The organism is Ruegeria sediminis (assembly GCF_005938215.1).
Classification (GTDB): Bacteria; Pseudomonadota; Alphaproteobacteria; order Rhodobacterales; family Rhodobacteraceae; genus Ruegeria; species Ruegeria sediminis.
The window spans coordinates 300,570-326,396 of record NZ_VCPD01000002.1; the positions used below are offsets into that span (position 1 = coordinate 300,570).

Annotated in this window: 23 protein-coding genes and 1 tRNA gene; 12 read left to right on the forward strand and 12 right to left on the reverse strand. The window is 62.5% G+C overall.

Going from position 1 to position 25,827, the window contains the following annotated elements; genetic code table 11:
* Positions 1–124 precede the first annotated feature (124 nt).
* Both FGK63_RS06060 and FGK63_RS06065 read left to right on the forward strand, forming a co-directional pair.
* A complete protein-coding gene (locus FGK63_RS06060) occupies positions 125–727 on the forward strand; it encodes a pseudouridine synthase (protein ID WP_138840713.1) in 603 nt (200 codons plus the stop codon).
* Positions 728–759: 32 nt separating this feature from the next.
* Entirely contained in the window at positions 760–1,185 is a 426-nt protein-coding gene (locus tag FGK63_RS06065) for a VOC family protein (RefSeq protein ID WP_138840714.1), read from the forward strand.
* Between the two features lie 13 nt (positions 1,186–1,198).
* Here the strand turns inward: FGK63_RS06065 and FGK63_RS06070 are convergent, their stop codons facing one another.
* Both FGK63_RS06070 and FGK63_RS06075 read right to left on the reverse strand, forming a co-directional pair.
* On the reverse strand, positions 1,199–1,864 hold the full coding sequence (locus FGK63_RS06070; protein WP_138840715.1) for an alpha/beta hydrolase: 666 nt from the start codon (positions 1,862–1,864) through the stop codon (positions 1,199–1,201).
* Positions 1,861–2,493: a DNA-3-methyladenine glycosylase family protein gene (locus FGK63_RS06075; protein WP_138840716.1), complete on the reverse strand. Its 633-nt coding sequence runs from the start codon at positions 2,491–2,493 to the stop codon at positions 1,861–1,863. Before FGK63_RS06075 ends, FGK63_RS06070 begins: the two co-directional genes overlap by 4 nt.
* 109 nt (positions 2,494–2,602) lie before the next feature.
* On the opposite strand from FGK63_RS06075, the gene FGK63_RS06080 reads away from it, so the two are divergent.
* Complete coding sequence (locus FGK63_RS06080) at positions 2,603–3,823, forward strand: MFS transporter (RefSeq protein WP_425471841.1); 1,221 nt, start codon at positions 2,603–2,605, stop codon at positions 3,821–3,823.
* A gap of 9 nt (positions 3,824–3,832) precedes the next feature.
* On the opposite strand, the gene FGK63_RS06085 is transcribed toward FGK63_RS06080, so the two are convergent.
* The 4 genes from FGK63_RS06085 to cysS all read right to left on the reverse strand — a co-directional run bounded on the left by FGK63_RS06085 (position 3,833) and on the right by cysS (position 8,432).
* On the reverse strand, positions 3,833–4,609 hold the full coding sequence (locus FGK63_RS06085) for a squalene/phytoene synthase family protein (RefSeq protein WP_138840718.1): 777 nt from the start codon (positions 4,607–4,609) through the stop codon (positions 3,833–3,835).
* A complete protein-coding gene (locus tag FGK63_RS06090; RefSeq protein ID WP_246043965.1) occupies positions 4,606–5,370 on the reverse strand; it encodes a class I SAM-dependent methyltransferase in 765 nt (254 codons plus the stop codon). The genes FGK63_RS06085 and FGK63_RS06090 overlap by 4 nt, the downstream gene beginning before the upstream one ends.
* Positions 5,325–6,956: a citramalate synthase gene (gene cimA / locus FGK63_RS06095; protein ID WP_138840719.1), complete on the reverse strand. Its 1,632-nt coding sequence runs from the start codon at positions 6,954–6,956 to the stop codon at positions 5,325–5,327. The genes FGK63_RS06090 and cimA overlap by 46 nt, the downstream gene beginning before the upstream one ends.
* A gap of 75 nt (positions 6,957–7,031) precedes the next feature.
* The gene (gene cysS / locus FGK63_RS06100; protein WP_138840720.1) at positions 7,032–8,432 is read right to left on the reverse strand and encodes a cysteine--tRNA ligase; all 1,401 of its coding nucleotides are present in this window, start codon (positions 8,430–8,432) and stop codon (positions 7,032–7,034) included.
* Positions 8,433–8,648: 216 nt separating this feature from the next.
* Here cysS and FGK63_RS06105 point away from each other — a divergent pair, with 216 nt between their 5' ends.
* The 3 genes from FGK63_RS06105 to FGK63_RS06115 all read left to right on the forward strand — a co-directional run bounded on the left by FGK63_RS06105 (position 8,649) and on the right by FGK63_RS06115 (position 12,012).
* A complete protein-coding gene (locus FGK63_RS06105; protein WP_138840721.1) occupies positions 8,649–8,993 on the forward strand; it encodes an MmcQ/YjbR family DNA-binding protein in 345 nt (114 codons plus the stop codon).
* A 57-nt stretch (positions 8,994–9,050) separates the two neighbouring features.
* Complete coding sequence (locus FGK63_RS06110) at positions 9,051–10,232, forward strand: pyridoxal phosphate-dependent aminotransferase (protein ID WP_138840722.1); 1,182 nt, start codon at positions 9,051–9,053, stop codon at positions 10,230–10,232.
* Between the two features lie 235 nt (positions 10,233–10,467).
* Positions 10,468–12,012 carry a trimethylamine methyltransferase family protein gene (locus FGK63_RS06115; protein WP_138840723.1) on the forward strand — a complete coding sequence of 515 codons (1,545 nt, stop codon included), beginning with the start codon at positions 10,468–10,470 and terminating at the stop codon, positions 12,010–12,012.
* Between the two features lie 48 nt (positions 12,013–12,060).
* Here the strand turns inward: FGK63_RS06115 and FGK63_RS06120 are convergent, their stop codons facing one another.
* On the reverse strand, positions 12,061–12,306 hold the full coding sequence (locus FGK63_RS06120) for an EF-hand domain-containing protein (protein WP_138840724.1): 246 nt from the start codon (positions 12,304–12,306) through the stop codon (positions 12,061–12,063).
* 811 nt (positions 12,307–13,117) lie between these two features.
* Positions 13,118–16,756: a vitamin B12-dependent ribonucleotide reductase gene (locus FGK63_RS06125; protein ID WP_138840725.1), complete on the reverse strand. Its 3,639-nt coding sequence runs from the start codon at positions 16,754–16,756 to the stop codon at positions 13,118–13,120.
* A gap of 580 nt (positions 16,757–17,336) precedes the next feature.
* On the opposite strand from FGK63_RS06125, the gene FGK63_RS06130 reads away from it, so the two are divergent.
* Entirely contained in the window at positions 17,337–17,744 is a 408-nt protein-coding gene (locus tag FGK63_RS06130) for a hypothetical protein (protein ID WP_246043966.1), read from the forward strand.
* Between the two features lie 8 nt (positions 17,745–17,752).
* On the opposite strand, the gene FGK63_RS06135 is transcribed toward FGK63_RS06130, so the two are convergent.
* The 4 genes from FGK63_RS06135 to pdxH all read right to left on the reverse strand — a co-directional run bounded on the left by FGK63_RS06135 (position 17,753) and on the right by pdxH (position 19,607).
* Positions 17,753–17,829: transfer RNA gene (locus tag FGK63_RS06135), tRNA-Pro, on the reverse strand.
* Between the two features lie 43 nt (positions 17,830–17,872).
* Complete coding sequence (locus FGK63_RS06140; protein WP_138840727.1) at positions 17,873–18,340, reverse strand: DUF192 domain-containing protein; 468 nt, start codon at positions 18,338–18,340, stop codon at positions 17,873–17,875.
* A gap of 9 nt (positions 18,341–18,349) precedes the next feature.
* Positions 18,350–18,859, reverse strand: coding sequence for a cold-shock protein (locus tag FGK63_RS06145; protein ID WP_425471842.1), 510 nt, complete (start codon positions 18,857–18,859; stop codon positions 18,350–18,352).
* A gap of 142 nt (positions 18,860–19,001) precedes the next feature.
* Entirely contained in the window at positions 19,002–19,607 is a 606-nt protein-coding gene (gene pdxH / locus FGK63_RS06150) for a pyridoxamine 5'-phosphate oxidase (protein WP_138840729.1), read from the reverse strand.
* A gap of 135 nt (positions 19,608–19,742) precedes the next feature.
* On the opposite strand from pdxH, the gene fabI reads away from it, so the two are divergent.
* The 5 genes from fabI to trpE all read left to right on the forward strand — a co-directional run bounded on the left by fabI (position 19,743) and on the right by trpE (position 25,805).
* Complete coding sequence (gene fabI / locus FGK63_RS06155) at positions 19,743–20,549, forward strand: enoyl-ACP reductase FabI (protein ID WP_138840730.1); 807 nt, start codon at positions 19,743–19,745, stop codon at positions 20,547–20,549.
* A 6-nt stretch (positions 20,550–20,555) separates the two neighbouring features.
* Positions 20,556–21,065, forward strand: a complete 510-nt coding sequence (gene gpt, locus FGK63_RS06160) for a xanthine phosphoribosyltransferase (protein ID WP_138840731.1) — start codon at positions 20,556–20,558, stop codon at positions 21,063–21,065.
* A 117-nt stretch (positions 21,066–21,182) separates the two neighbouring features.
* The gene (locus FGK63_RS06165; RefSeq protein ID WP_138840732.1) at positions 21,183–22,358 is read left to right on the forward strand and encodes an aminotransferase; all 1,176 of its coding nucleotides are present in this window, start codon (positions 21,183–21,185) and stop codon (positions 22,356–22,358) included.
* 80 nt (positions 22,359–22,438) lie between these two features.
* A complete protein-coding gene (locus FGK63_RS06170; RefSeq protein WP_138840733.1) occupies positions 22,439–24,283 on the forward strand; it encodes a peptidyl-prolyl cis-trans isomerase in 1,845 nt (614 codons plus the stop codon).
* A gap of 10 nt (positions 24,284–24,293) precedes the next feature.
* Positions 24,294–25,805, forward strand: a complete 1,512-nt coding sequence (gene trpE, locus FGK63_RS06175) for an anthranilate synthase component I (RefSeq protein ID WP_138840734.1) — start codon at positions 24,294–24,296, stop codon at positions 25,803–25,805.
* Positions 25,806–25,827 lie beyond the last annotated feature (22 nt).

Sequence of the window (25,827 nt, forward strand, 5' to 3'; positions counted from 1 at the left end):
TAACTCTGGCAAGCCCTGAGTTTCCACAATATGTCGGAGATGTGATATGCCGGTCAGGTAACACCTGCGTGACAGTTATCCACAACTTGCCCACACCGGCCGCCACACGCTATTGGGTGATTTCATGGCCTGGTTCATCCGCTTCAACAAACCCTTCGACGTGCTGCCGCAATTCACCGATCGCGGCAGTGCTGGTTCTACTCGTCGCACCTTGTCGGATTTCATCGACTTGCCCGGCGTCTACCCGGCGGGGCGGCTTGATCGTGACAGTGAGGGACTGATGCTGCTTACGGATGACGGGCGCCTCCAGGCGCAGATTTCGGACCCGAAACACAAGATGGCCAAAACCTATTGGGTTCAGGTGGAAGGAGTTCCGGATGCAGACGCGCTTCGCGCCTTGCGTGACGGCGTTGAGTTGAACGATGGGTTGACGCGCCCGGCACAGGCCCGGCTCATCGAAGAACCGAAAGATCTCTGGCCGCGGACACCTCCGATCCGGGTGCGCAAGTCGGTTCCGGATCGCTGGATCGAACTGACGATCCGTGAAGGGCGCAACCGACAGGTGCGCCGCATGACCGCTGCGGTCGGGCACCCGACCCTTCGCCTGATCCGCTGCCGCATCGGCGACTGGACATTGGACGGCCTGCAGCCCGGCAGGTGGGAAACCCTGCCCATGCCCGAAACATCCACGCTCAAATCACAAGGCAAAAGTCGCCGGAGGAAGTGACAGGGCCACGTCGTGGCTGCTACGCTGCCGCCATGAACGACCTGCCCAATGCCCCAGCCCCGACCGCAATTCTCGAAGCGGCGATTTATGTCGATGATCTCGACAAGGCCGAGGAATTTTATGGCCGCCTGCTGGGCCTTGAGCAGTTCCAGCGGGTGGACAACCGGCACGCATTCTTTCGCGTCGGATCCTCGGTTTTGCTGGTTTTCAATCCGGACAAGACGGAGCTGCCGCCCAGCAACCCGCGCCTTCCAGTGCCGCCGCACGGAGCGCGCGGGCCAGGACACGTCTGCCTTGTGCTGGAAAGAGATCAGTTTCAGGCAATGCGCGAACGGCTTGAATCGGCGGGAACGCCGATCGATACCGAGTTCGACTGGCCCAACGGCGCCAGATCGCTCTACGTTCGGGATCCTGCGGGGAATTCCGTTGAGTTCGCCGAAGCCTGGCTGTGGGACTGACGCTCGGCCGCCTTCACAGGCCCAGCTTGTCGCGCATGAAGGCCAGCGCAACGCTCAGGCCATCCGGCGCGATACCGTGCCCGGTTCCCTTCATCACGTGGGCATAGACCTCTTTGAACCCGGCACGCTGCAGCGCCTCGGCCGCTTCGGGCAGCGATTGCGGCGGCACCAGGTCATCGGAATCGCCATGAACCAGCAAGACCGGCATCCGGCTGACGACCTCGTCGGCAAGCAGATCCGGTTCCAGCAACCGGCCCGAGAAGGCGACGATCCCCGCAACCGGATCCTCGCGGCGCGGCGCCACGTAGAGGCTCATCATGGTGCCTTGCGAAAACCCGAACAGTACGACCTGCTCGGGCAGGACGTCCTCGTCGATCATCAGCGCGTCGAGAAAGGCGTTGAAATCCTCGACCGCCATTTCCAGCCCGCGGCGGGCCTCCTCCTCGGACGAGCCGTCGATCCAGGGAATTGGGAACCACTGATAGCCGAAAGGCATGCCCGGAATGGTCTCGGGCGCGTCCGGCGCAACGAACAGCGTGTCGGGCAGGTGTTCGCCCAGAACATCGGCCAGCCCCAAAAGGTCCGCCCCGTTGGCGCCATAACCGTGCACGAAAACCACGACCGAGCGTGTCGTGCCCGAGACCGGCGCCTTGCGGCCCGCATTCAAAACCCGAGTCATCTGATCCCTTCCCTGTCCTTGGCCACGCGGTAATAGGCCCAGAGCACGCGCGCTGCAACCGACCGCCACGGCGACCAGACTTCGGCCATTTGACGCAGTTCCCTGTCGGTCGGACGTTTGGGCAGGTCATACAGGATACGCGCCGCCTCTTGCAGCGCCAGATCTCCTGGCGCAAAGACATCGGCACGGCCCAGCGAGAACATCGCGTAAATCTCGGCGGTCCAGATGCCGATGCCCGGAACCTCGGTCAGGATTGCCACGACCTCGTCATCGGGCGCGGCCCGCAATGCCTTGTAGTCGATCCGCGCCGCCGCCAGGGCACGGGCGTAGCGGATCTTCTGACGGCTCAGGCCCACGGCGCGCAGATCGTCGTCGGTGGCCCACATGATCTTGCGCGGACCGGTAAGCCCCGAGTCCTTCATCCGCCCCAAAATCGCGTTGGCTGAGGCCACGCTGACCTGCTGACTCACGATGGCGCTGAGCAATTGGGCAAAGCCGTCAGGGTGGCGACGTAGCGGCAAGGGGCCGGTCTGGTCCATCGCGTAGGCCAAGCGCGGACATCGGTCCGCAAGCCATGCCGCGCCTTCGGCGACACAATCCGGTGTCTCGATGATCCGCCCGACCGCCACTTTTCCGTTCCTTTCGCCCGACGCCGCGTCAGCTACGTTAGGCTGGCGTGGCGCATATTCAACCCGCTTGAGGTGAATCCGGATTGCCGCTACGGATGCGCCCATGACCATGACCGCCGCCGCACCGGACAACAGCCAGGCCAAACGCAACGTCGCCGTTCTGGTGGCCGCGCAGGCGATTCTCGGCGCTCAGATGCCGATGATCTTCACGGTCGGCGGGCTTGCCGGTCAGTCGCTGGCGACCAATCCCTGCCTCGCGACACTGCCGATTTCGCTGATCGTCCTTGGCTCGATGCTGGCGGCCACGCCGATTTCCGCAATCATGCAGAAATGGGGCCGCCGGGCTGGTTTCCTTGTGGGGGCAATTGCCGGCGCATTTGGCGGCATGGTAGGCGCTTATGGCCTGTATCTCGGGTCGTTCCCGGTCTTTCTGGCAGGAAGCCTGCTGACCGGCATTTACATGAGCGCGCACGGCTTCTACCGCTTCGCCGCTGCCGACACCGCGTCGAACGAATTCCGGCCAAAGGCGATCTCTTACGTTATGGCCGGAGGGCTGGCCGCCGCGATCATCGGTCCCCAGATCGTCAAGCTGACGTCGCAAGCCTATGTCATCCCGTTTCTTGGGACCTATTTCGCAGTGATTGCGGTCAACCTGATCGGTTCGGGGCTGTTCTTCTTTCTCGACATCCCCAAACCGCCCCGCCCCACCCAGGACAGCCCGCGGGGACGCAGCCGCCGCGAACTGCTGAGCAACCCGCGCATCGCCGTCGCGGTGATCTGCGCCATGGTCTCATACGCGCTCATGAACCTGGTGATGACCTCGACCCCGCTGGCGGTAGTGGGATGCGGCTATACCGAAGGCGATGCCGCCGACGTGGTCACCAGCCATGTGCTGGCGATGTACGTGCCCAGCTTTTTCACTGGCCACCTGATCGCGCGCTTTGGTGTGGAAAAGATCGTTGCGGCCGGGCTCGCCATACTTGCAGGAGCGGGACTGATCGCGCTGCAAGGCGTCGAACTGGGCAATTTCTTCATCGCCCTGATCCTGCTGGGCGTGGGCTGGAACTTTGGCTTCATCGGGGCGACGACGATGCTGGCAGGCGCGCACGAAGTGCACGAGCGTGGACGGATGCAGGGCCTCAACGACCTTCTGGTTTTTGGCGGCGTGACGTTCGCATCGCTGGCTTCGGGCGGGCTGATGAACTGTTCGGGCGGCTCGCCGGTAGAAGGCTGGACCGCTGTCAACCTGGCGATGGTCCCGCTGCTGACACTGGCCGGCGGCGCGCTGTTGTGGCTTGCCTTGCGGCCGTCCGACCCCGAAACGATCTAAGCCGAGGGCTTACCAGCGACCGGTCGCTGCGACCCACATCAACGAGGTTCTGCGCCGGAATTCGCTTTGTCCCAAATTTCCCTCAGAAACGCGAACGGGATCCGACAAGGCTTGTCGTAGAATGGTTTCGGTCTGCCACCCGGCCAACAGCGCCGCGCGAGCGGGACGTGACACCGCGACGCGATTGCTCCGCGCCCGCGCCAGCCTGTCCAGTGCTTCCTGAGCCAGCCGCCTCACCCCATCCGGCGTGCCATCCAGCAGGGGAACCCGGCCGCGGGCCTCAAGTTCCGGTATCGCGCGGAACCAATTGGCGATGCCGGCGGCAAAGCCAAAATCGCGCACGACGCCCTCGTCGGCATCACCCAACGCCCGCGCAGCAACCCAAGTCAACGTTCCTGCACTCTGGTCGATGTACTTGACAAAATGCTCGGCATTCTCGAACGGATCCCGGTATATATCCCAGCGCCTTACCGCCACATACTCATCCAACTCCCCTGCAAGGTCGGGCGGCACTGCCGCAGCAAGCGGCGTGACAACCTCATGCCTCCGCACCTGCCCGCCCATGGCGATCTCTCCCAGAGCGTCGCGCCACCATTGCAGCCGCATTTCGGCGATCATCGGCTCCTGCGTGACCCAGGGCGCGCGCGAGACTTCGACATTCAGCGCGTAAAGCGGAAACAGCACCGCACGTGCTTCGACCGGCGCGGCCATTGCCGCCAGAAACCTGTCGGGATCGGCCCGCTGTATCAGGGCGGCGCAGGCGTTGAGATCGTCGTCGAAGGTCATGCAGGTTGTGCAAGGACAAGCGCGTAGGCGATCTGATCCCGGGCGGCTTCCCACAAACTGATCTCGCGTTCATGTGCGTCCAGAACGGCACATAGCGCCACGCCGGGGTTCTGGGCCCGCAACTCGGCGATCCGATCGCGCAAGGGGCCGTAGTACGTCGCCCAAGGCGCGCCGACGATCAACCGGTAGTCTATCACGTCATAACCTGCTTTGGACACACGGTCGGTGATCCCCTCCATTTCCGTCAGCGCCGGGTATTCCTCCCAGAATTCCCGTGCGGCCGCCGATTGAGAGCCGGGCAAGAGAACGGGTTCGGAAAATGCCACCCAACCGCCCGGCGCAAGTGCATTGCGCCACGCCGTCAACCCTTCGGTCACGCCCAGAAAGTAAAGAGCGCCAGCACACCAGATCAGGTCGAAAGGCCCGCCGGGGTCGGCCATGTCGCCTTCGATCACCCGGACCCGGTCGCCGAAACGGCCACAGCGCGCTTGCGCCTCCTCCACGAACTGCGGTTGCGACTCGATTCCCAACAGTTGCGCCTGTGGCAGGGCTTCGGCCAGCGTTTCCAGATCGGCGCCAGGTCCGCAGCCCGCGTCGCAGACGTTCAATTCGCCGTATAATCCGATGCGTTCCAGCGCCCAGAACACATCGTCGGGGCAGCCCGGCCCTTCGCGCGGAAGGCCGCGATGCAAGGTGAAGAACGACTCCCAGTCCATCACGCGGCCGTCGCCTTGGCGCCGCAGTCGCGGACGAGTTTCCACTGGATCGCCTCCAGAAGCGCCTCGAAGGACGCGTCCACGATGTTCGCGCTGACGCCTACCGTGGACCAGCGCCGCCCCTGCCCGTCTTCACTGTCGATGATGACACGGGTAACGGCCTCGGTGCCGCCTTGCGTGATGCGCACCTTGAAATCGACAAGATGCAGGTCATCCAGCACTTCGGAATAGCGCCCCAGATCCTTCGCAAGCGCCTTGGCCAGGGCGTTCACCGGCCCTCGGTCGCTGCCGCTTTCATCCAGGGATTCACTGACCGAAAGCTTCTTCTCGCCATCCACCTTCACCACGACGACCGCCTCGGACAGGCTGACCATCTTGTTGTATTTGTTCTTCCGTCGCTCCACCGTGACCTTGTAGCGCTTGACCTCGAAGAATTCCGGCATCTGCCCCAGTTCCTCGCGCGCCAGCAACTCGAACGAGGCCTGCGCGGTGTCATAGGAATACCCTTCGGCCTCGCGCGCCTTGATCCGTTCCAGGATACGGCCAAGCGCCGGATCGTCTGCCTCGACCTTCAACCCGGCTTCGGTCAGGCGTTTGCGAAGGTTGGATTGTCCGGCCTGGTTGGACATCGGAATGATACGGGCGTTTCCGACGGTGGCCGGGTCCACATGCTCGTAGGTGGACGGGTCCTTGAGGATCGCGCTGGCATGAAGCCCCGCCTTGTGGGCAAAGGCCGACGCGCCGACATAGGCGGCCTGCTTGGTCGGAACTCGGTTCAGGATATCGTCCAGCATCCGGCTGATCCGGGTCAGACCGGCCAATGCCTCACGGCTGATTCCGGTATCATATTTGGAAGCGTATGGTTCCTTGAGCAGCAATGTCGGGATCAGCGCCGTCAAGTTGGCGTTGCCGCAGCGTTCGCCCAATCCGTTCAGCGTTCCCTGGATCTGCCGCGCGCCGGCATCGACTGCGGCCAGCGAACAGGCCACGGCGTTCTCGGTGTCGTTGTGAGTGTGAATGCCCAACCGGTCACCGGGCAGTCCGGCTGCGATCACCTCGCCCACGATCCGGCCAACCTCGGCAGGCAATGCACCGCCATTCGTATCGCACAGCACAACCCAGCGCGCACCCGCCTCCAGAGCCGCCTGGCAGACCTCGACCGCATAGTCCGGGTTGTCCTTGTAGCCGTCAAAGAAATGCTCGGCGTCGAACAGCGCCTCGCGACCTTGCGCCACCAGATGCGCGATCGAGGCGCGGATATTCTCGACGTTGTCTTCCAACGGGATGCCTAGGGCGTGAGTCACGTGGTAATCGTGCGCCTTTCCGACCAGACAGACGGCCCGTGTCCCTGCGTTCATCACGGCGGCCAGAACATCATCGTTCTCGGCCGACCGGCCCGAGCGCTTGGTCATTCCAAAGGCCGTCAGCCGTGCCTTGGTCGTCGGAGCGGCATCGAAAAAGGCGCTGTCCGTCGGATTGGCCCCGGGCCAGCCGCCCTCGATGTAGTCCACACCCAACCCGTCCAGCGCCTGCGCGATCTGCACCTTCTCGGCGGTCGAGAATTGCACCCCCTGCGTCTGTTGCCCGTCTCGCAGGGTGGTGTCGTAGATGTAGAGGCGTTCCCTAGTCATACCGCAGCTCCGTCGTAGCGGATCCGCCCGTCCCGCCCCCCACAGGTCGGGCGCGGCCCTGTGTTCCAAAACCGTTCACAGCAGCGGCTCCAGTTTGGCCGGATCAAAGCCCATTTCCGGGCTGAGCGAAATCCCGGACTTGTTCATTCGAACGCTCACGTTTGCGATCTGAAGCGCCGATTTCATCGCGTCCACTTCGGAAAAATCCTTTGTACTCAGGGCAACTTCTCTGAGAGTTGAAAGTTTTTTCTCAAGCGACCGCAAGATTGTTTTGGCATCCCGGTAAGCTGACACCTTTCTTTCAAGCTGCGACCAGGAATAAAGCCCCAGAAATTCAATGTTCCGGGCCAGACGGTTCGCGCTATCCGCATCGTTCATTTTTGACAGGCATTCGAGTGCGGCATGCGTGTTTAGATCATCCGCAAGTGCATCAATGATCGCCCTTTCAGGGGCCAAGGATCTCGCGATTTCCAGATCTCCATACATCGCGATGAGTTCAACGAACCCGAACAACTTTGCTTCAGCCGAAACAGCCTTTTCCGCAGTCCAGTCCATCGGCTTCCGATAATGCGTCGACAGAAACACAAAGCGGATCACCTCGCCCGGCACGCCCTGTTCCAGCAGATCATGCACGGTAAAGAAGTTGCCCAGAGACTTGGACATCTTCTTGCCTTCGACCTGCAGCATTTCGTTGTGCAGCCAGACATTGGCGAAGTGACCCTCGGGATGCGCGCAGCGGCTTTGCGCGATCTCGTTTTCGTGGTGCGGGAACATCAGGTCGTTGCCGCCGCCGTGGATGTCGAAGCTTTCGCCCAGCAACTCGTAAGCCATGGCCGAGCACTCGATATGCCAACCCGGGCGCCCCCGGCCCCACGGGCTGTCCCAGCCCGGAAGATCGGCGGTCGAGGGTTTCCACAAAACGAAGTCCATCGGGTTCTTCTTGTAGGGCGCAACCTCGACCCGGGCACCGGCGATCATGTCGTCCACCGACCGGCCCGACAGCTTGCCGTACCCTTCCTTCCACGAGTCCACCGCGAACAGTACATGGCCTTCGGCCGCATAGGCGTGGCCCTTTTCGATCAGGGTTTCGATCATCTCTATCATCTGGTCGATGTACTGCGTCGCACGCGGCATGTGGTCAGGCTCCAGCGCGCCAAGCTTGCCCATGTCGTCCAGGAACCATTGCGTCGTCTCGGCAGTGATGTCGCCGATCTGGCGGTCCGTTTCGGCGGCGCGGGCGTTGATCTTGTCGTCTACGTCCGTGAAATTCCGCACGTAAGTCACATGGTCCGAGCCATAAACCTGCCTAAGCAACCGGTAGAGCACGTCGAACACGACTACGGGCCGCGCATTGCCCAGATGAGCGCGGTCATAGACGGTGGGTCCGCAGACATACATCCGGACATTGTCGGGGTCGAGCGGAACGAACTCTTCCTTCTTTCGGGTCCGTGTGTTGTACAGCTTGATCGTCGTCATCGGGTCATGTCCTTGGGCAGCAGATGCTTGCGCGTTGGCGCGGGCATAGCAACTTGTCTCGGAGATGAAAACGAAAGAAACCGGCCCGCGTGAAGGTTCAGCAGGTAATGCAGCAGATGATGATGCAAATGGTCCGGTTCATGGGCCGCTCATAGCACGACAGGCCCGCTCGGCCAAGTCTTGTGTCGCGTGCGCGATTCCGACAATCATTTGCGCATGAGCCGCGATACCGTCAATTCCATCTGCGCCACCCTGCCTGGGGCCGAGGTTTCGGACCCGTGGGGCGGGGGGCATGACGCCTGGAAGATTGGTGGCAAGATGTTCGCTTGTGTAGGTACTGCGGATGACGGCGTCTCGGTCAAGACGCCCGACGTGGAAACCGCCCGGATGCTGATAGACGCCGGGATCGGGATAAAGGCGCGGTATTTCCACCAAAGCTGGATCCACATTCCCTGGACGACCGATCCGGACGAGTTGCGGCACCGGATCGTAACATCCTACGACATCGTGCGCGGTTCATTGACCAAGAAAGCGCAGGCAGCCCTGCCGCCGCGCAAGTGATTGACATTGCCCGAGGGCTCTGCCCCTCTCCCCGTCAGTTATCGAGAGAGGTTCCCCATGAAGCTGTCGCACCGCATCACACATCTGACTGGCGGCGGTTCGGACGGCTGGGATGTATTCTACCGTGCACGGCGAATGATTTCCGAAGGGGTTGCGGTCACGGAACTGACCATAGGCGAGCATGACATCGGAACGCACCCGTCCATCCTAGATGCGATGAATGCATCGGCAGTCGGAGGACATACAGGTTATGCGATGGTCCCTGGCACCGCGCTGCTGCGCGATACGGTCGCCGCCCGGGTTCAGACGCGCACCGGTGTTCCGACCACCCGCGACAATGTCTTGATTACTCCCGGCGGTCAGGCCGCATTGTTCGCCGCGCACAGCGCTGCCTGCGATTATGGCGATACGGCGCTTTATCTCGACCCATACTACGCCACCTACCCCGGCACGATCCGGGGCGTTGGCGCGATTGCCAAGGCAGTCAGGACCCGCGCCGAAGATGCGTTCCAGCCGCGGGCCGCCGATATCGACGCCGCCGCCCACGGCGCGGTGTCGCTGTTGATCAACACCCCCAACAATCCTACCGGCGTCATCTATTCCCGCGAAACACTCGAGAGCATCGCCGAGGTCTGCAAGCGGCGCGACCTGTGGCTGATTTCGGACGAAGTCTACGATACTCAGGTCTGGGAAGGTGGGCATGTCTCTCCTCGCGCCCTGCCGGACATGGCCGAGCGCACGCTGGTCGTGGGTTCCATGTCCAAGTCCCACGCCATGACGGGATCGCGATGCGGCTGGATCGTGGCGCCGGCCGAGGTGATCGGGCACCTGATCAACCTCGCGACCCATACGACCTATGGAGTGCCGGGCTTCATTCAGGACGCGGCAAGTTTCGCGCTGAGTTCCGGGCGTGAACTCGAAGACGAGATCTCCGAACCCTTCCGACGCCGGCGCGCACTGGCGAGCGGCATACTTGGGCGTCAGAACGCGGTGACCATGATCCCCTCGCAGGGCGCGATGTACCTGATGCTCGACATTCGCGCCACGGGTCTGACGGGCGAAGCCTTTGCCAACGCCCTGCTGGACAGCCATCACATCGCCGTCATGCCCGGAGAAAGCTTTGGCCGCGCAGCGGCAGGGCATGTGCGTGTCGCGATGACGATCGAGGCTTTTGCCGCGGCATTGTCCACATTGTGCCAGTTCGCTTCGGTGCTTAGCGAACAGCGCGCGTTCGAATAGCCCGGATCAAAGGAAACTCCCAAATCGACATGCCGTGAGGTCGCAAACAGGACAGATCGAGTGCGGCCCAGATGCAACATTCGGCTGAACAGGGAGGAGCCGCATGCAGGGCGAGCAGTCGAAAATCTGCTTGGTCAGCCGCACGATCGGAGCGGATCGCGGGCGTGCGGCGCGTGGACGGCCAGGAAACGGTTGAAGCCGCAACCCTTTCTTCAACTCCATACGGATACCCCATATGAACGATCAAACTCGGAGCATCTCCCGCACTGGAGGTCGCGCGGCCCGTCGTGCAGCCCGTGCCACGGCCCTTCCCGAACATCTGCGCCCGGTGCGCCCCGGACTTGAAGGCGGCTGGCTGAAACCGCTGACGCAAGAAGGGGTTGAACGGATTCACCATGCCGCGCTCGACGCTCTCGAACGGATCGGCCTTGCGGATGCGCCGCAAAGCGGCATCGACTACCTGACTGCCGCCGGCTGCATCTTAGGTGATGACGGTCGCATCCGGTTTCCGCGGGCGCTGGTCGAGGACACGCTGGCCAAGGCGAACCGTTCCGTCACGTTATTCAGCCGCGACGGCAGGACCGACCTCGATCTCTCGGGCAAACGTGTGCACTACGGCACTGCCGGTGCGGCGGTTCACATGGTGGATGTCGATGGGCGGGAATACCGCGACTCGACGGTTCAGGACCTGCACGACGCCGCGCGCATCTGCGAAAACCTGGAAAATATCCATTTTGTACAACGTCCAATGGTCTGTCGTGACATTTTGGACAATCGGGAAATGGACCTGAACACGATCTATGCCTGCTGCTCGGGCACCTTCAAGCATGTCGGCACCTCGTTCACCGACCCCAGCTATGTCGCCCCCGCGATGGAACTGCTGCACATGATCGCCGGTGGCGAGGACAAGTGGCGCGAGCGGCCGTTCGTGTCGAACTCGAACTGCTTCGTGGTGCCGCCGATGAAGTTCGCCACCGAAAGCTGTCAGGTGATGGAGGAGTGCATCAAGGCCGGGATGCCGGTCCTGCTGCTGTCGGCGGGCATGGCGGGTGCGACGGCGCCTTCCACCGTGGCGGGCGCCATCGTGCAGGCGGTGGCCGAGTGCCTGGCGGGGCTGGTCTATGTCAATGCCGTGAAACCCGGCGCCCCGGCGGTCTTCGGCACCTGGCCCTTTGGCCTCGACCTGCGCACCGGCGCGATGACCGTTGGGTCGGGCGAACAGGCGCTGCTGACGGCCGGCTGCGCCCAGATGCACCATTTCTACGACCTGCCCGGAGGCGCCGCCGCCGGGGCGTCGGATTCGAAACTGCCCGACATGCAGGCCGGCTGGGAGCAGATGTGCTCGAACGTGATGGCGGGCCTCTCGGGCCTCAACATGGTGTACGAGGCGGCGGGGATGCACTCATCGCTGCTTGGCTTCTGCCACGAATCCCTGATCCTGGGCGACGATCTGATCGGTCAGGCGTTGCGTTGCGTACGCGGCATCGAAGTGACCGACGAAACCCTGGCGGTGGACCAGATCGCAGAGGTCTGCCTAGGCGGCAGCGGTCACTATCTGGGCACCGACCAGACCCTGGGTCGGATGCAGGCGGATTACGTCTATCCGACGCTTGGCGACCGAACCTCGCCCAAGGAATGGGTGGAACGGGGCAAGCCGGACCTGATCGAAAAGGCCGTGGCGCGGAAAAACCGGATACTGGCCGAGCGGTCGCCCGCGCGCTTCGATGCGGCGCTCGACGCCGAGATCCGCAAGCGGTTCAACATTCACTTGTCGTCGTAAGTCATTGAAAACGGCGGCCCATCGTTCATGGGCCGCCGCAGTTTCCGATCAGCCGTCAGTGGCTGGCAGCAGCCCGGCTTCCTGCGCCGCGGCCACTTCATCCTGATCCAAAGAACCGTCGCCGTTCACATCCATACTGGCGAACTGCTCCGCTTCGAGATCAGGAATGACGGCCTGCAGTTCTTCGATTGTCAGCATTCCGTCGCCATTGGCATCGGCCGCCGACTGCGCAAGCGCCAAGGACGGAAGTCCCGCAGTGATTGCGGCGATCAGCGCCAGGTGTTGCGGTTTCATGTCAGTATCTCCTGGTTGAATTGCGTTTCTTTGTCCGGACTGGGACAGCTAAACCCGGTCAGACCACTTCGTCATCAGATTGAAGGATCGCGTCGGTGTCCGCGCCAAAGCCCGCCGGATCAGCCCCGTCGCCTGCGCGGCGTTCCGCGCGATGGACTGTCGGAATTGGCCATCAGCGGCTAACCCCCTACAACCATCGGGAGAAATGGCAGACCTTCGCTCAAACAGGTCCGAGTCGGTGAAAAAGAAAGAGGGGGCCGAAGCCCCCTGTCTAGTTTCGCCGTCCAAGCTCAATTCGTTGACCGCCCGGTGTTTTTTTGCCTGCGGCCTGGACGTCGTATGGGGCGAGCGCACCCGCCCCTGGTGCGAGTGGGAAGGACTGATATTCCGCCCCACCCTGTTCCCGGCAGAACACGGGCATGTTCCACCGAGTGGGATGGGGCGCCTTGGGTAAGTCTCAGGCACTGCCCCATCCCGGGTTTCGTCGGGGTCGGATCACCGAGGGAAATCCGGACCCCTACACGCCACTTGTTAATGGCGCGATCTCAATACAAAGCTGACCGGTATCGACCTTTCGCAAGACTGGCGATCTGTAGCAGTCACTGGTTTTAGGCACCGCATACGCATTCCAACGTCTGCTTGAACTCCAGATTCCTCGAGAAATATTTCCAGTTTGTTAGCGTTGTTTCTGTTTTCACACAGAAAGCCATACGGTACGGGCAGATCAGTCTCATCTCCTTCGCAATCTATCTGAAACTGCCGAGTTTCGCTTTCAATTCGATAGAAGCCGGTCACCTTCATCTTTTTCTCCTCAGCTACACCCGCTCGTCGCTCCGCAGGTGTTGCACTTCATGCAGGTGCCGTTGCGCACCAGCGTGTAGTTGCCGCATTCGCCGCAGGGGTCGCCCTCGTACCCCTGCATCTTGGCCTTGGTGCGGGCGTCCATGGCGCCCGTCGCCACGGTTTCCGTCGCGATGACGGTTTCAGAGGTGCTGGCCTGGAAGGCCGCCGCGGCGTCCGCCATGCCGCCGAAGCCGCTGTGCGAGGTATTGAACACCGCCAGTTCCTGCGGCAGGCGCTTGCGGAGATAACCGGTCGAACTGATTTGCTTCAGCACTTCCAACGACCTGGAGGCCGCGGTTTCACTGATTTCGCTGACGTTCGACACGCCCTCTTCCTCGCCCCGGCCCAGGTCGTCAAAGGTGGCGCCTTCGGGTTTCACATGGGCCAGATCGGTGCGGTCAAGGTAGCTGACCGCCAGTTCGCGGAAGATGTAGTCGAGGATCGAAGTGGCGTTCTTGATCGAGTCGTTGCCCTGCACCATCCCCGCCGGTTCGAACTTGGTGAAGGTGAAGGCGTCGACGAATTCCTCGAGCGGCACGCCATATTGCAGGCCGACCGACACCGCGATGGCGAAGTTGTTCATCATTGCCCGAAAGCCGGCGCCTTCCTTGTGCATGTCGATGAAGATCTCGCCCAGCGAACCGTCCGCGAATTCACCGGTCCGCAGATAGACCTTGTGCCCGCCGACGATGGCCTTTTGCGTATAGCCCTTGCGCCTGTGCGGCAGCTTTTCGCGGTGGCTGCGGATGATCTCCTTGACCACGACCTTTTCGATGACCTTCTCGGCCAGCGTGATCGCCTTTTCCTGCGGCGTGCCGCTTTCCAGCGTCTCGGCCGCGTCGTCGTCATCCTCGACCAGCGCCGCCGCCAGGGGTTGGCTCAGCTTGGAACCGTCGCGGTAAAGCGCGTTGGCCTTGATGCCAAGCGACCAGCTGAGTTCGTAGGCCTTTTGGCAATCCTCGATGGTCGCGTTGTTCGGCATGTTGATCGTTTTGGAGATCGCGCCCGAGATGAAGCTTTGCGCCGCCGCCATCATGGTGATGTGGCTATCGACGCTGAGGAACCGCTTGCCTTTCTTGCCGCAGGCGTTGGCGCAGTCGAAGATTGCGTAATGCTCGGGTTTCAGGTGCGGCGCGCCCTCAAGGGTCATGGTGCCGCAGACATGATCGTTGGCCGCCTCGATGTCCTTGCGGGTGAAACCCAGGTGGCGGAGCAGGTCGAAGGTCGGGTCGTTCAGCTTGGACGCCGGGATGCCCAGAACACCGGTGCAGAACTCTTCGCCCAGGGTCCACTGGTTGAAGACGAAGCGGATGTCGAAGGCCGATCCCAGCGCCTCGTCGATCTTGCGCAGCTCATTCGGGCCGAAGCCGTGGCCGGTCAGCGAGGTGTGGTTGATCCCCGGCGCGTTGCCGATGGTTCCGTGGCCGACGGCATAGGACACGATCTCTTCGATCTGAGAACTGGAATAGCCCAGCTTTTCCAGCGCCGAAGGAACCGAGCGGTTGATGATCTTGAAGTAGCCGCCGCCCGCCAGTTTCTTGAACTTGACCAGGGCGAAGTCGGGCTCGATCCCAGTGGTGTCGCAGTCCATCACCAGGCCGATGGTGCCGGTGGGCGCGATCACCGTGGCCTGCGCGTTGCGGTAGCCGTTCTTTTCACCGAGGCTCAGCGCGTCGTCCCAAGAGCTCATGGCCAGTTCGACGAGGCGCTTGTCGGGACAGTTTGCGTGATCCAGCGGGACCGGCTTGACGCTCAGCTTTTCATAGCCTTCTGCGACGCCTTGCGCGGCGCGGCGATGGTTGCGGATGACGCGCAGCATGTGGTCGGCGTTGCGTTCGTATCCGGCGAAGGGACCGAGTTCTCCGGCGATCTCGGCCGAGGTGGCGTAAGCCACGCCGGTCATTATCGCGGTCAGCGCGCCGCAGATCGCCCGGCCTTCGGGCGAGTCATAGCCGTAGCCCATGTTCATCAGCAGGCCGCCGATATTGGCGTAGCCCAGACCCAGGGTGCGGAAATCGTAGGAAAGCTGCGCGATCTCCTTGGACGGGAACTGCGCCATCATCACCGAAATTTCCAGCGTCAGCGTCCAGAGCCGGGCGGCGTGCATGTAGTCCTCGGCCTGGAACTCGCCGTCCTTGAGGAAGGTCAGCAGGTTCATCGATGCCAGGTTGCAGGCGGTGTCGTCGAGGAACATGTACTCGGAGCACGGGTTCGAGCCGCGGATCGGACCGTCTTCGGGGCAGGTGTGCCACTCGTTCACGGTGTCATGGTACTGGATGCCGGGGTCTGCGCAGGCCCAGGCGGCATGGCCGACCTTTTCCCACAAGTCGCGCGCCTTGACCGTCTTGGCGACCTTGCCGTCGACACGGTTGATCAGTTCCCAGTCCGCGTCCTTTTCGACCGCCTTGAGGAAGGCGTTGGTCACGCGGATCGAGTTGTTGGAATTCTGCCCCGACACGGTGCTGTAGGCATCGCTGTCCCAGTCGGTGTCGTAGGTCGGGAATTCGATGCTGTCATGGCCCTGCCGGGCGTAATCCAGCACGCGCTTGATGTAGGTTTCAGGAATCGCGACCTTTTTCGCCTCGCGGATGGCGGACTTGAGGCCGTCATTGGTATTGGGGTCATAGGCGTCGTCTTGAACGCCGTCCCAGGAGCGGATGGCCTCGAAAATGCCGTTCAGCATCTTTTCGTGCATTTTCGAACCGGCTACGATCGAGGCCACCTTCTGCTCTTCGATCACCTTCCATTCGATGAATTGCTCGATGTCAGGGTGATCTGCATCGACGATCACCATCTTCGCTGCTCGACGGGTTGTCCCGCCTGATTTGATCGCGCCTGCGGCGCGGTCGCCGATCTTGAGAAAGCCCATGAGACCCGAGGACTTGCCGCCGCCGGACAGCGCCTCGCCTTCGGCGCGCAGGTGCGAGAAGTTCGTTCCGGTGCCAGAGCCATATTTGAACAGGCGCGCCTCGCGCACCCAGAGGTCCATGATGCCGCCGTCGTTCACCAGGTCGTCGTTGACCGACTGGATGAAGCAGGCATGCGGCTGCGGATGCTCGTAGGCCGACTTCGATTTGGTCAGCTTGCCGGTCTGGTGGTCGACATAGTGATGCCCCTGCGCCGGCCCGTCGATTCCATAGGCCCAGTGCAGGCCGGTGTTGAACCATTGCGGCGAGTTCGGCGCGGCGCGTTGGGTTGCCAGCATGTAGCGCATCTCGTCGAAATAGGCGCGCGCATCTTCCTCGGTCGAGAAATAGCCGCCTTTCCAACCCCAATAAGCCCATGCACCGGCAAGGCGGTCGAATACCTGCTTGGACGAGGTTTCGCCCCCGAATTCGGCCCCGTCTTCGGGCACCGAGCGCCACAGAAATTCGGGCACACCCTTTTCTTTGACCTTCTTCAGGCGCGAAGGAACACCGGCCTTTCGGAAATATTTCTGAGCGATCACGTCGCTGGCAACCTGGCTCCAACGGGCTGGCACTTCGATCTCGTCCAGCCGGAATACGATGGTGCCATCCGGGTTGCGAATCTCGGAAGTCGCGGAGATGAACTCCAACTCCGCATATGCGTCCTGCCCTGCCTTCGTGAACTTTCTATCAATCTTCATGTCCGCCGCCCTAGCTTCAACCAACTTCGCTTCCGGTCAATTCGACCGTGAAAAACCCGAATTACGTCTTCCGTACCGGTCGCCGCATCACGCAGGACAAAGAAACCCCGACGCTGCGAACCGCAGCGCATGACCGACATGCGGTCAAACGAAACCTTGGTATTCTCTCCGTCCCTCGCCTGCTGCCTTTCTGGTCATTCCCTACCAGATTTAGTGGCAGCTGATCCGGCTCCCACAATCTGACGTATGTCCCCATATCAGGTCAACGGCATTTTTCCGCCTTGAGGGCAATCTTTTCTGTTGACCCGCAAGGCCGGGAATCGGCGCCGCAGGTTATTCCCGATTCCTCCACAGGGTTTTCCTCAGTGGCATTTCACCGGCATCGGCAAAGCGCATTTCGATTTTCCCGTTTGCTGGGGGGTGCTTACGGCAAGGAATGAAAACCCTGCAAAAACCGCACACAATTTCAGCGCAAACAGAATCACTGTCGCTCGCGGCCCGGCGATGTCCTAAAGTTCGGGATACGTGACATCATTATTTGGATTTTCCGGCCATGCGCGCGCTCTGGAGTCTTCCCGTCATGGCCGCAATCGTGGCCTGCACACCACAACATGAGGGAATCTCGTCGCGCAGCGCGCAGTTCTCCGAGTTTCCCGCGGATCTCTTCACTGCCTTCGAGGCGGCCTGCAACGATCCCGGCGAGGAGTTCCGGCGCATCAGCCAGACCAGTACCGAATGCCGGCAGCTGCTGTCGCCGGAAACGACCGCCTATCTTATCCTCAACTTCGACGGGTACCCGCAAAAATTGCCGAAAAGCGTCATGCAGCTGAGTTCGGTCAAGAACCAGGGAGGGTATCAGGTGGACGCGGACATGTTCCTGCTGATTCCGCAAAAGTCGGGCAGGACACTCAAGGTCGCCATCGAAAGCCCGACGCTGGACCGGAAACTCACGCGGCTTTACCAAGTGGCGGGAGGGACCCCGGTCTGATCGGAAAGTGGTCGGGGCGGCGAGATTCGAACTCACGACCCCCTGTACCCAAAACAGGTGCGCTACCAGACTGCGCCACGCCCCGGACCGTGCGCCTTCCTAACGGCGCGATCCGGGTTTGAAAAGACCTAACAGGGCCAGATCGCGGGACCTTGGGCAAAAATCTCGTGCCGAAGCACGGTGCCGGGGGCGATGGCGTAGCGGGCAGCCAGCCCGGCATTGACCTCGAGCACCGCAAAGACAGCTTCACCGCCATCGATCGGGGTCACGTCACCGGGAATCGCACCGTGATGCACGCGCGTCACGACGCCGGTGCGATCGACGAAAATCATGTCGAGCGGGATCAGCGTGTTCTTCATCCAGAAGGCAACCGGCTGCGGAGGGTCGAAAACGAACAGCATTCCCGACCGGTCGGGCATGGGTTCGCGGAACATCAGGCCCTTGGACCTCTCCTGCGGGGTAACCGCCAATTCGATGTTGAAGCGAATCTGCGCCAGTTCGTTCTTCAGATCAACGACCTCGGGGGAACAGGCGGCGGCGGCCATCCCGGCCCAGACCTGCGTGATCAGGGCCAGAGTTGCGAACAGACCTTTCATGGCGGTGACTCAGCGGTTGTTCAGCGCCGCTTCCCAGGCCAGGACCTGGGCGGCCATCCGTCCGCGCTTGCCGTCGATCACGCGCATGGCCAGAGCTTCACCGGGCTGCAGATCCGCAAGGCCCGACCGCCGCAGGACTTCGATGTGCAGAAAGACATCCTCGCTGCGGCCGAACACGTTGGCAAAGCCAAAGCCCTTGCCCTTGTCGAACCATTTGACCCGTGCCGCTTCCAGGGGCGCCTGCGCGATGACGTCGGGATCGAGATCGGCGAAATCCGCAAGCATCATCGTTTCGGTCCGCGCCGGCGGCTCGATGCTGAGAACCTCGACCGCCTGCACGCCCCGCTCGGTGCGATGGGTCATGATCTCGATGCCAGCACCATCGGCAACCGAACTCTGGCCGAAGTTCCGAAGCACGTTCACATGCAAGAGAATGTCCGGCCCGCCGGTTTCGGACACGACGAATCCGAACCCCTTGGCGGGGTCGAACCATTTCACGTGTCCGCGGACGCGGTACATGTCGTTCAGATCTTCAGGCACGTCTTTCCCATCGTGGATTTTGTTCGATCATTAAGGGAGTGATGTGTAGGCTTTTGCAGCGCAAATTCAAGCGTTAAAAACCCTTTGTTTTCCAGCGGTTGCATTTCAAGTTGCGCGAGTCTCATGGATTCAGCCTTTGCACTTGCCACTCCTTCTCGGGCTGCTCTCGCCGCCAGACGAACCTGTCGTGCAGACGGAACGCGCCATCCGCCCAGAATTCGATCTCGCTTGGCACCAGACGGTATCCTCCCCAGAATGGCGGGCGGGGCGGGTTTGTCCCCAGTTTCGCGGTCACCTTGGCCACTTCCGCCATTAGCGCCGCGCGGCTCGACAGAGGCCGCGACTGGCGTGACGCCCACGCGCCCAGCCGGCTTTTCAGCGAGCGGGAGGCGAAATATTCGTCGGCATTCCCACCCTCTTCGCGCGCGATTGTACCACGAACGCGGATTTGACGCCGCAACGATTTCCAATGCATCACGAAGGCCGCCTTGCCCGCGCCGTCGAGTTCCTGCGCCTTGGCGCTTTCATAGTTGGTATAGAAAACAAAGGCGTCCGCATCGATGTCCTTCAAAAGAACCATGCGGGCGTTGGGCAAACCTTGCGAATCCACGGTCGCCAAGGCGATCGCGTTGGGGTCGTTGGGTTCGGTTTTTTCAGCCTCCCTCAACCACCGACTCGCTATGACAAACGGGTCGGTCCCGGCAAAGATGCCGTCACGTTCGTTCATTTCCATCCCCTTGAACGCTTCACATTTGACCCTACGGCCAGAACTCGCCGCGGGCAAGAGCACGCGGCCTTGAAGCAATCAGACCAATGGCATAAACCACCTCAACACATCGCGACGACAGGCGGAGAACCGAACATGTCAAATCAGTTGATGGCCGGCAAGCGCGGCCTCATCATGGGACTGGCCAATGACAAGTCCATCGCGTGGGGCATCGCCCGCGCCTTGTCCGAGGCCGGGGCCGAGCTTGCTTTTTCCTATCAGGGCGATGCGCTGAAAAAGCGCGTCGATCCTCTGGCCGTTCAACTGGGCAGCGAGATCGTGCTTCCCTGCGACGTCAGCGACGAGGCGTCGATCGACGCCCTGTTCACAGAGCTTGAGAACAAGTGGGGTCGGCTGGATTTCGTGGTTCACGCCATCGGCTTTTCCGACAAGAACGAATTGCGCGGCCGCTACGTCGATACCAGCCGCGCCAATTTCAAGCTGACCATGGACGTGTCGGTCTATTCCTTCACCGCCGTCATGCAGCGCGCCGAAAAGCTGATGACCGAAGGCGGCAGCGCCGTGACCCTCACCTATTACGGCGCCGAGCAGGTTATGCCGCATTACAATGTCATGGGCGTCGCCAAGGCCGCGCTGGAGGCGTCGGTGAAATACCTGGCCGAGGACCTGGGCAAGGACGGCATCCGCGTCAACTCGATCTCCGCAGGGCCGATCAAGACCTTGGCCGCCAGCGGCATCGGCGACTTCCGCTACATCATGAAGTGGAACGAGTACAACTCGCCCCTGCGCCGCAACGTGACCATCGACGAAGTTGGAAAATCGGCGCTTTATCTGTTGTCCGATCTCAGCAGCGGCGTGACGGGCGAGAACCTGCACGTGGATTCGGGATACCACATCGTCGGCATGAAGGCCGTCGATGCGCCCGACGTGGAAAAGGGATAAACGACGATGACCGGCAAGGACCGCCTGCCCCACGAAAAAGGCTTTCACATCAGCTGGGACCAGATCCATCGCGATGCTCGGGCGCTGGCGTGGCGGCTTGACGGGCAAGGCCCGGATGACGGGGCCTGGCGCGCAGTGGTGGCGATCACCCGCGGTGGCATGGCACCCGCGATGATCGTCAGCCGCGAATTGGACATACGCACGGTCGATACGATCAGCGTTCGGTCCTACCACCACCAGGCGCAGGGTCAGGCCGAAGTGCTGAAGTCGCCTGACGCAGATCTGATGGGCGACGGCGAAGGCATCCTGATCATCGACGACCTGGTGGACAGCGGAAAGACGCTGGAACTGGTGCGAAACATGTACCCCAAGGCGCATTTCGCCACCGTCTACGCCAAGCCCAAGGGCCGCCCGATGGTGGACACGTTCATCACCGAGGTAAGCCAGGATACCTGGATCTTCTTTCCCTGGGACATGGCCCTGCAATACGTCGAACCCTATCGCGGCACCGACTGATCCAGAAGCGTCCCGGCCGGGGCGCTTTTTGTTTTCCGCCGCAGGTTCGCCGCCCGGCGTGCCTGTCAGGCCCGCATCCGCATTATACCGAAACCATCAGCCGATCCGGATCGACACATGAGTATCACCCGCACCGCCGCCACTTTCGCCCCGCCGGTCATGGAGGCGCGCCGCTGGCTGCAAGGCGTCAAGTTTCCCGAAAATCGGCCCCTGATCAACGTCAGCCAGGCCGCGCCTGTCGATCCGCCGCCAGCCGCCTTGCGCAAGGCCATGGCCGACTTCGCCATGACCGAGGACAGCGCGCATCTGTATGGGCCGGTGCTGGGCAATGACGAGTTGCGCGCAGAGCTTGCGCGGCAGATTTCGTCGCACTACCACGCCTCGGTCGAGGCGCGGCAGGTCGCCATCACTTCGGGCTGCAATCAGGCCTTCGCGGCGGCGATTTCTGCCATCACCGGCGAAGGCGACGAGGTGATCCTGCCGACGCCCTGGTACTTCAACCACAAGATGTGGCTGGACATGGCCGGCGTGAGGGCCGTGGATCTGCGCACCGGCGACGACTTGTTGCCCGACCCGGAAAAGGCGCGCGGGCTCATCACCGAGCGGACCCGCGCGATCGCGCTGGTCACGCCGAACAACCCCGGAGGCGTCGAGTATCCGGCGGAACTGGTCCGTGCGTTTTACGACCTAGCGAAAGAGACCGGCCTCAAACTGCTGGTCGATGAGACCTACCGCGACTTCGACAGCCGGGACGGCGCGCCGCACGATCTGTTCCAGCAACCGGACTGGGACGAGACGCTGGTGCATCTCTATTCCTTCTCCAAGTCCTACCGTCTGACCGGGCACCGGGTCGGCGCTCTGGCCACGAACCCGGCGCTGTTGGCCGAAATCGAGAAGTTCCTCGACACGGTCGCGATCTGTCCGGGCCAGATCGGCCAGCACGCGGCGCTTTGGGGAATGCGGAACCTGAGCCAGTGGCTTGCCGGTGAGCGGGCCGAGATCCTGGACCGGCGCGCGGCGATTTCCGAAGGTGTGGGGGCGTTGGAGGACCGGGGGTGGAAACTGCTGGGGCTTGGCGCCTATTTCGCCTATCTCGAACACCCGTTCGACATGCCTTCGGACGAGTTGGCCCGTCGGCTGGTCGCCGATGCCGGGGTTCTGCTGCTGCCGGGAACGATGTTCATGCCGGAAAATGACCCGGAAGGACAGAGGCAGGTTCGCATCGCTTTCGCGAACCTCGACCGGGCCGGAATCGGGCAATTGTTCGAGCGGCTGGCTGCGCTGGCCTTCTGAGCTTGCCCCCCGTCACGGCGCGTCGTATTCAGGGCCGCAATCAAAGGGGCGGAACACCAGCCACAAACCAAGGGGGCACCATGGCCGCGGGCGTCAAAAGCTTATCGAAAACCTTCGTCTGGATCCTCATGGGCCTGCTGATGCTTGGCCTTGCAGGGTTCGGCGCGGTGAACCTGACCGGCACCGTGCGGACCGTGGCGCAGGTGGGCGACGAAACGGTGACCGTCGACGCCTATGCCCGCGAGTTGCAGCGCGAGATCCGCGCCATCGAAGCCCAGACCGGACAGCCGCTTCAGATGGCGCAGGCCCGCGAAATGGGGCTGGACCAGATGGCCCTGGCCCGGCTGATCGCCCTTGCCTCGCTCGACAACGAAGTCGCCCGGCTTGGCGTGTCGATCGGTGACGAGAACCTGCAGAAGGAAATCGTTTCGATTCCCGCATTTCAGGGCGTTGACGGAAAATTCGACCGCGAATCCTACCGCTTTCAACTGGAACAGATCGGCGTGAGCGAAGCCGAATTCGAAGAGGAACTGCGCAACGAATCCGCCCGCACGCTGGTACAGGGCGCGATCATGGCGGGCGTCACGATGCCCGACACCATGGCGGACACGCTGGCCGACTATGTCGGCGCGCGGCGCAGTTTCACCGTGGCGACGCTGTCGCGCGAAAACCTGGACACGCCGGTGGCCGCGCCGACCGATGCGCAGATCCAGGACTATTACGACGCGCACCAGGATCAATTCATGCTGCCGCGCACCAAACGGCTGACCTATGCCCTGCTCTCGCCCGAGATGCTGCTGGATTCGGTCGACCTGGACGAGGACAGCGTCCGCCGCCTTTACGAGCAGCGCGAGGCCGAGTTCCAACAGCCGGAACGGCGGTTGGTCGAAAGGCTGGTCTTTGCGAACGAAGAAGCAGCCGAAAGCGCAAAGGCACAGCTTGAGGTCGCCGGAACCACCTTTGAGAAACTGGTGCAGGATCGCGGGCTGGAACTGCGCGACATCGACCTTGGCGATATGACGGCAGACGATCTGGGCGACGCGGCCGAGGCAATCTTTGCGGCCGAGATCGGCCAGGTGGTCGGCCCCCTGCCCTCGGATCTCGGGCCGGCATTGTTCCGCGTCAACGGAACGCTGGCCGAGCAGATCACCACATTCGAGGACGCAGAGGCCGAGTTGCGCGACGAACTGGCCGCCGAACGCGCCCGTCGCCTGATCGAGGCGCAGTCCGAGGACATCAACGACCTGCTTGCGGGCGGCGCGACGCTGGAAGAGTTGGCAAACGAAACCGAAATGGAATTGGGCCAGATCGACTGGACGACGGACAGTTCGGACGGCGTCGCGGCCTATGACGGATTCCGCTCGGTGGCCGAGGCGGTCAGCGCCGACGACTTCCCGGAGATCGCATTCCTGGAGGACGGCTCGATCTTTGCGCTGCGGCTCGACGAAGAACTGGAACCGCGGCCCGAACCGCTGGAAAGCGCCCGCAACCGGGTGATTGCCGCCTGGATGCAGGCGGAAACCGCGAAGGCGTTGCAGGAACAGGCCAACCGCCTGCTGCCGCAACTGGCGACCGACGGCGATTTCACCGCGACCGGCCTGCCGTTCCGCGTCGAGAACGGGCTGACCCGCACCGCGTTCCTGGAAGACGTTCCCAACGACTTCATGGTCCAGGTCTTTGAAATGGAACCGGGCGACATGCGCGTGATCGCGGGCCCCGGCACCGCGTTGATCGTGCGGCTGGACGAAGTGCTGCCGCCCGCGGACACCGAAGACCTGACCCAGATGCGCGCGGCCATGTCGGCGCAGCTCGATCAGGCGCTGGCGCAGAACATCTTTGACATCTATGTCCGGGACGCGCAGATCCGCGCGCAGCCGACACTGGACCAGCGTGCCCTGAACGCGGTTCAGGCCAGCTTCCAGTAAGGGATCGGACATGGCCCTGACCCCGGATTTCGACACCTTCGCCCGCGCTTATGAAGCGGGTGAAAACCAGGTCGTCTACACGCGGCTCGCCGCCGACCTGGACACGCCGGTATCGCTGATGCTCAAGCTGACGGGCGCGCAGAAGGACGCCTTCATGCTGGAATCGGTGACGGGGGGCGAAGTGCGCGGGCGCTATTCGATCATCGGGATGAAGCCGGATCTGATCTGGCGCTGCGACGGCGAGCGTTCGTCGCTGAACCGCTCGGCCCGGTTCGACCCCGAGGCGTTCGAACCGCAGGACCGCAATCCGATGGACAACCTGCGCGCGCTGCTGGCGGAAAGCCGCATCGCGCTGCCCGACGACCTTCCGCAGGCCGCCGCCGGGTTGTTCGGCTATCTGGGCTACGACATGGTGCGGCTGGTCGAGCACCTGCCGAACGTCAACCCAGATCCGCTGGGCCTGCCGGATGCGGTGATGATGCGCCCGTCGGTCGTCGCCGTCCTTGACGGCGTCAAGGGAGAGGTCACGGTGGTCTCGCCCGCCTGGGTCAACGACGGTCAAACGGCCAAGGCGGCCTATGCGCAGGCCGCCGAGCGCGTGATGGACGCGGTGCGCGACCTGGAGCGCGCCATGCCCGCCGAATCCCGGGATCTGGGCGAAGCGCATGAGATCGCGCCGCCGCAGTCGAACTATACCAAGGCTGCCTACATGGAGGCCGTCGAAAAGGCCAAGGATTACATTCGCGCGGGCGACATCTTTCAGGTCGTCCCGGCGCAACGCTGGACGCAGGACTTTCCACTGCCGCCCTTCGCGCTGTACCGGAGCTTGCGGCGGACCAACCCGTCGCCCTTCATGTTCTACTTCAACTTCGGCGGTTTCCAGGTGGTCGGCGCGAGCCCGGAAATCCTGGTGCGCGTTTTCGGAAAGGAAGTCACCATCCGCCCGATCGCCGGCACACGCCCGCGCGGAGCCACGCCGGAAGAGGACCGCGCGCTCGAGGCAGATCTGTTGGCGGATCAGAAGGAACTGGCCGAACACCTCATGCTGCTTGACCTGGGCCGCAACGACACGGGCCGGGTGTCCAAGATCGGCACCGTGCGCCCGACCGAGAAATTCATCATCGAGCGGTACAGCCACGTGATGCACATCGTGTCGAATGTCGTGGGCGAACTGGCCGAGGGCAAGGACGCGCTGGACGCCTTTTTCGCCGGTATGCCTGCGGGAACAGTGTCTGGTGCACCGAAAGTGCGGGCGATGGAGATCATCGACGAGCTCGAGCCCGAAAAACGCGGTATCTACGGCGGCGGCGTCGGTTATTTCAGCGCGGGCGGCGACATGGACATGTGCATCGCGCTACGCACCGCCATCGTGAAGGACCGCAGGCTGTATATCCAGGCTGGAGGCGGCGTCGTCTATGACAGCGACCCCGAGGCGGAATACATGGAAACGGTGCACAAATCGAACGCCATCCGCCGTGCGGCCGTGGACGCGGCGCGGTTTGCCGGGCCGGGCAACCGCTGATCGGTCGTTCCGGCGGGCTACG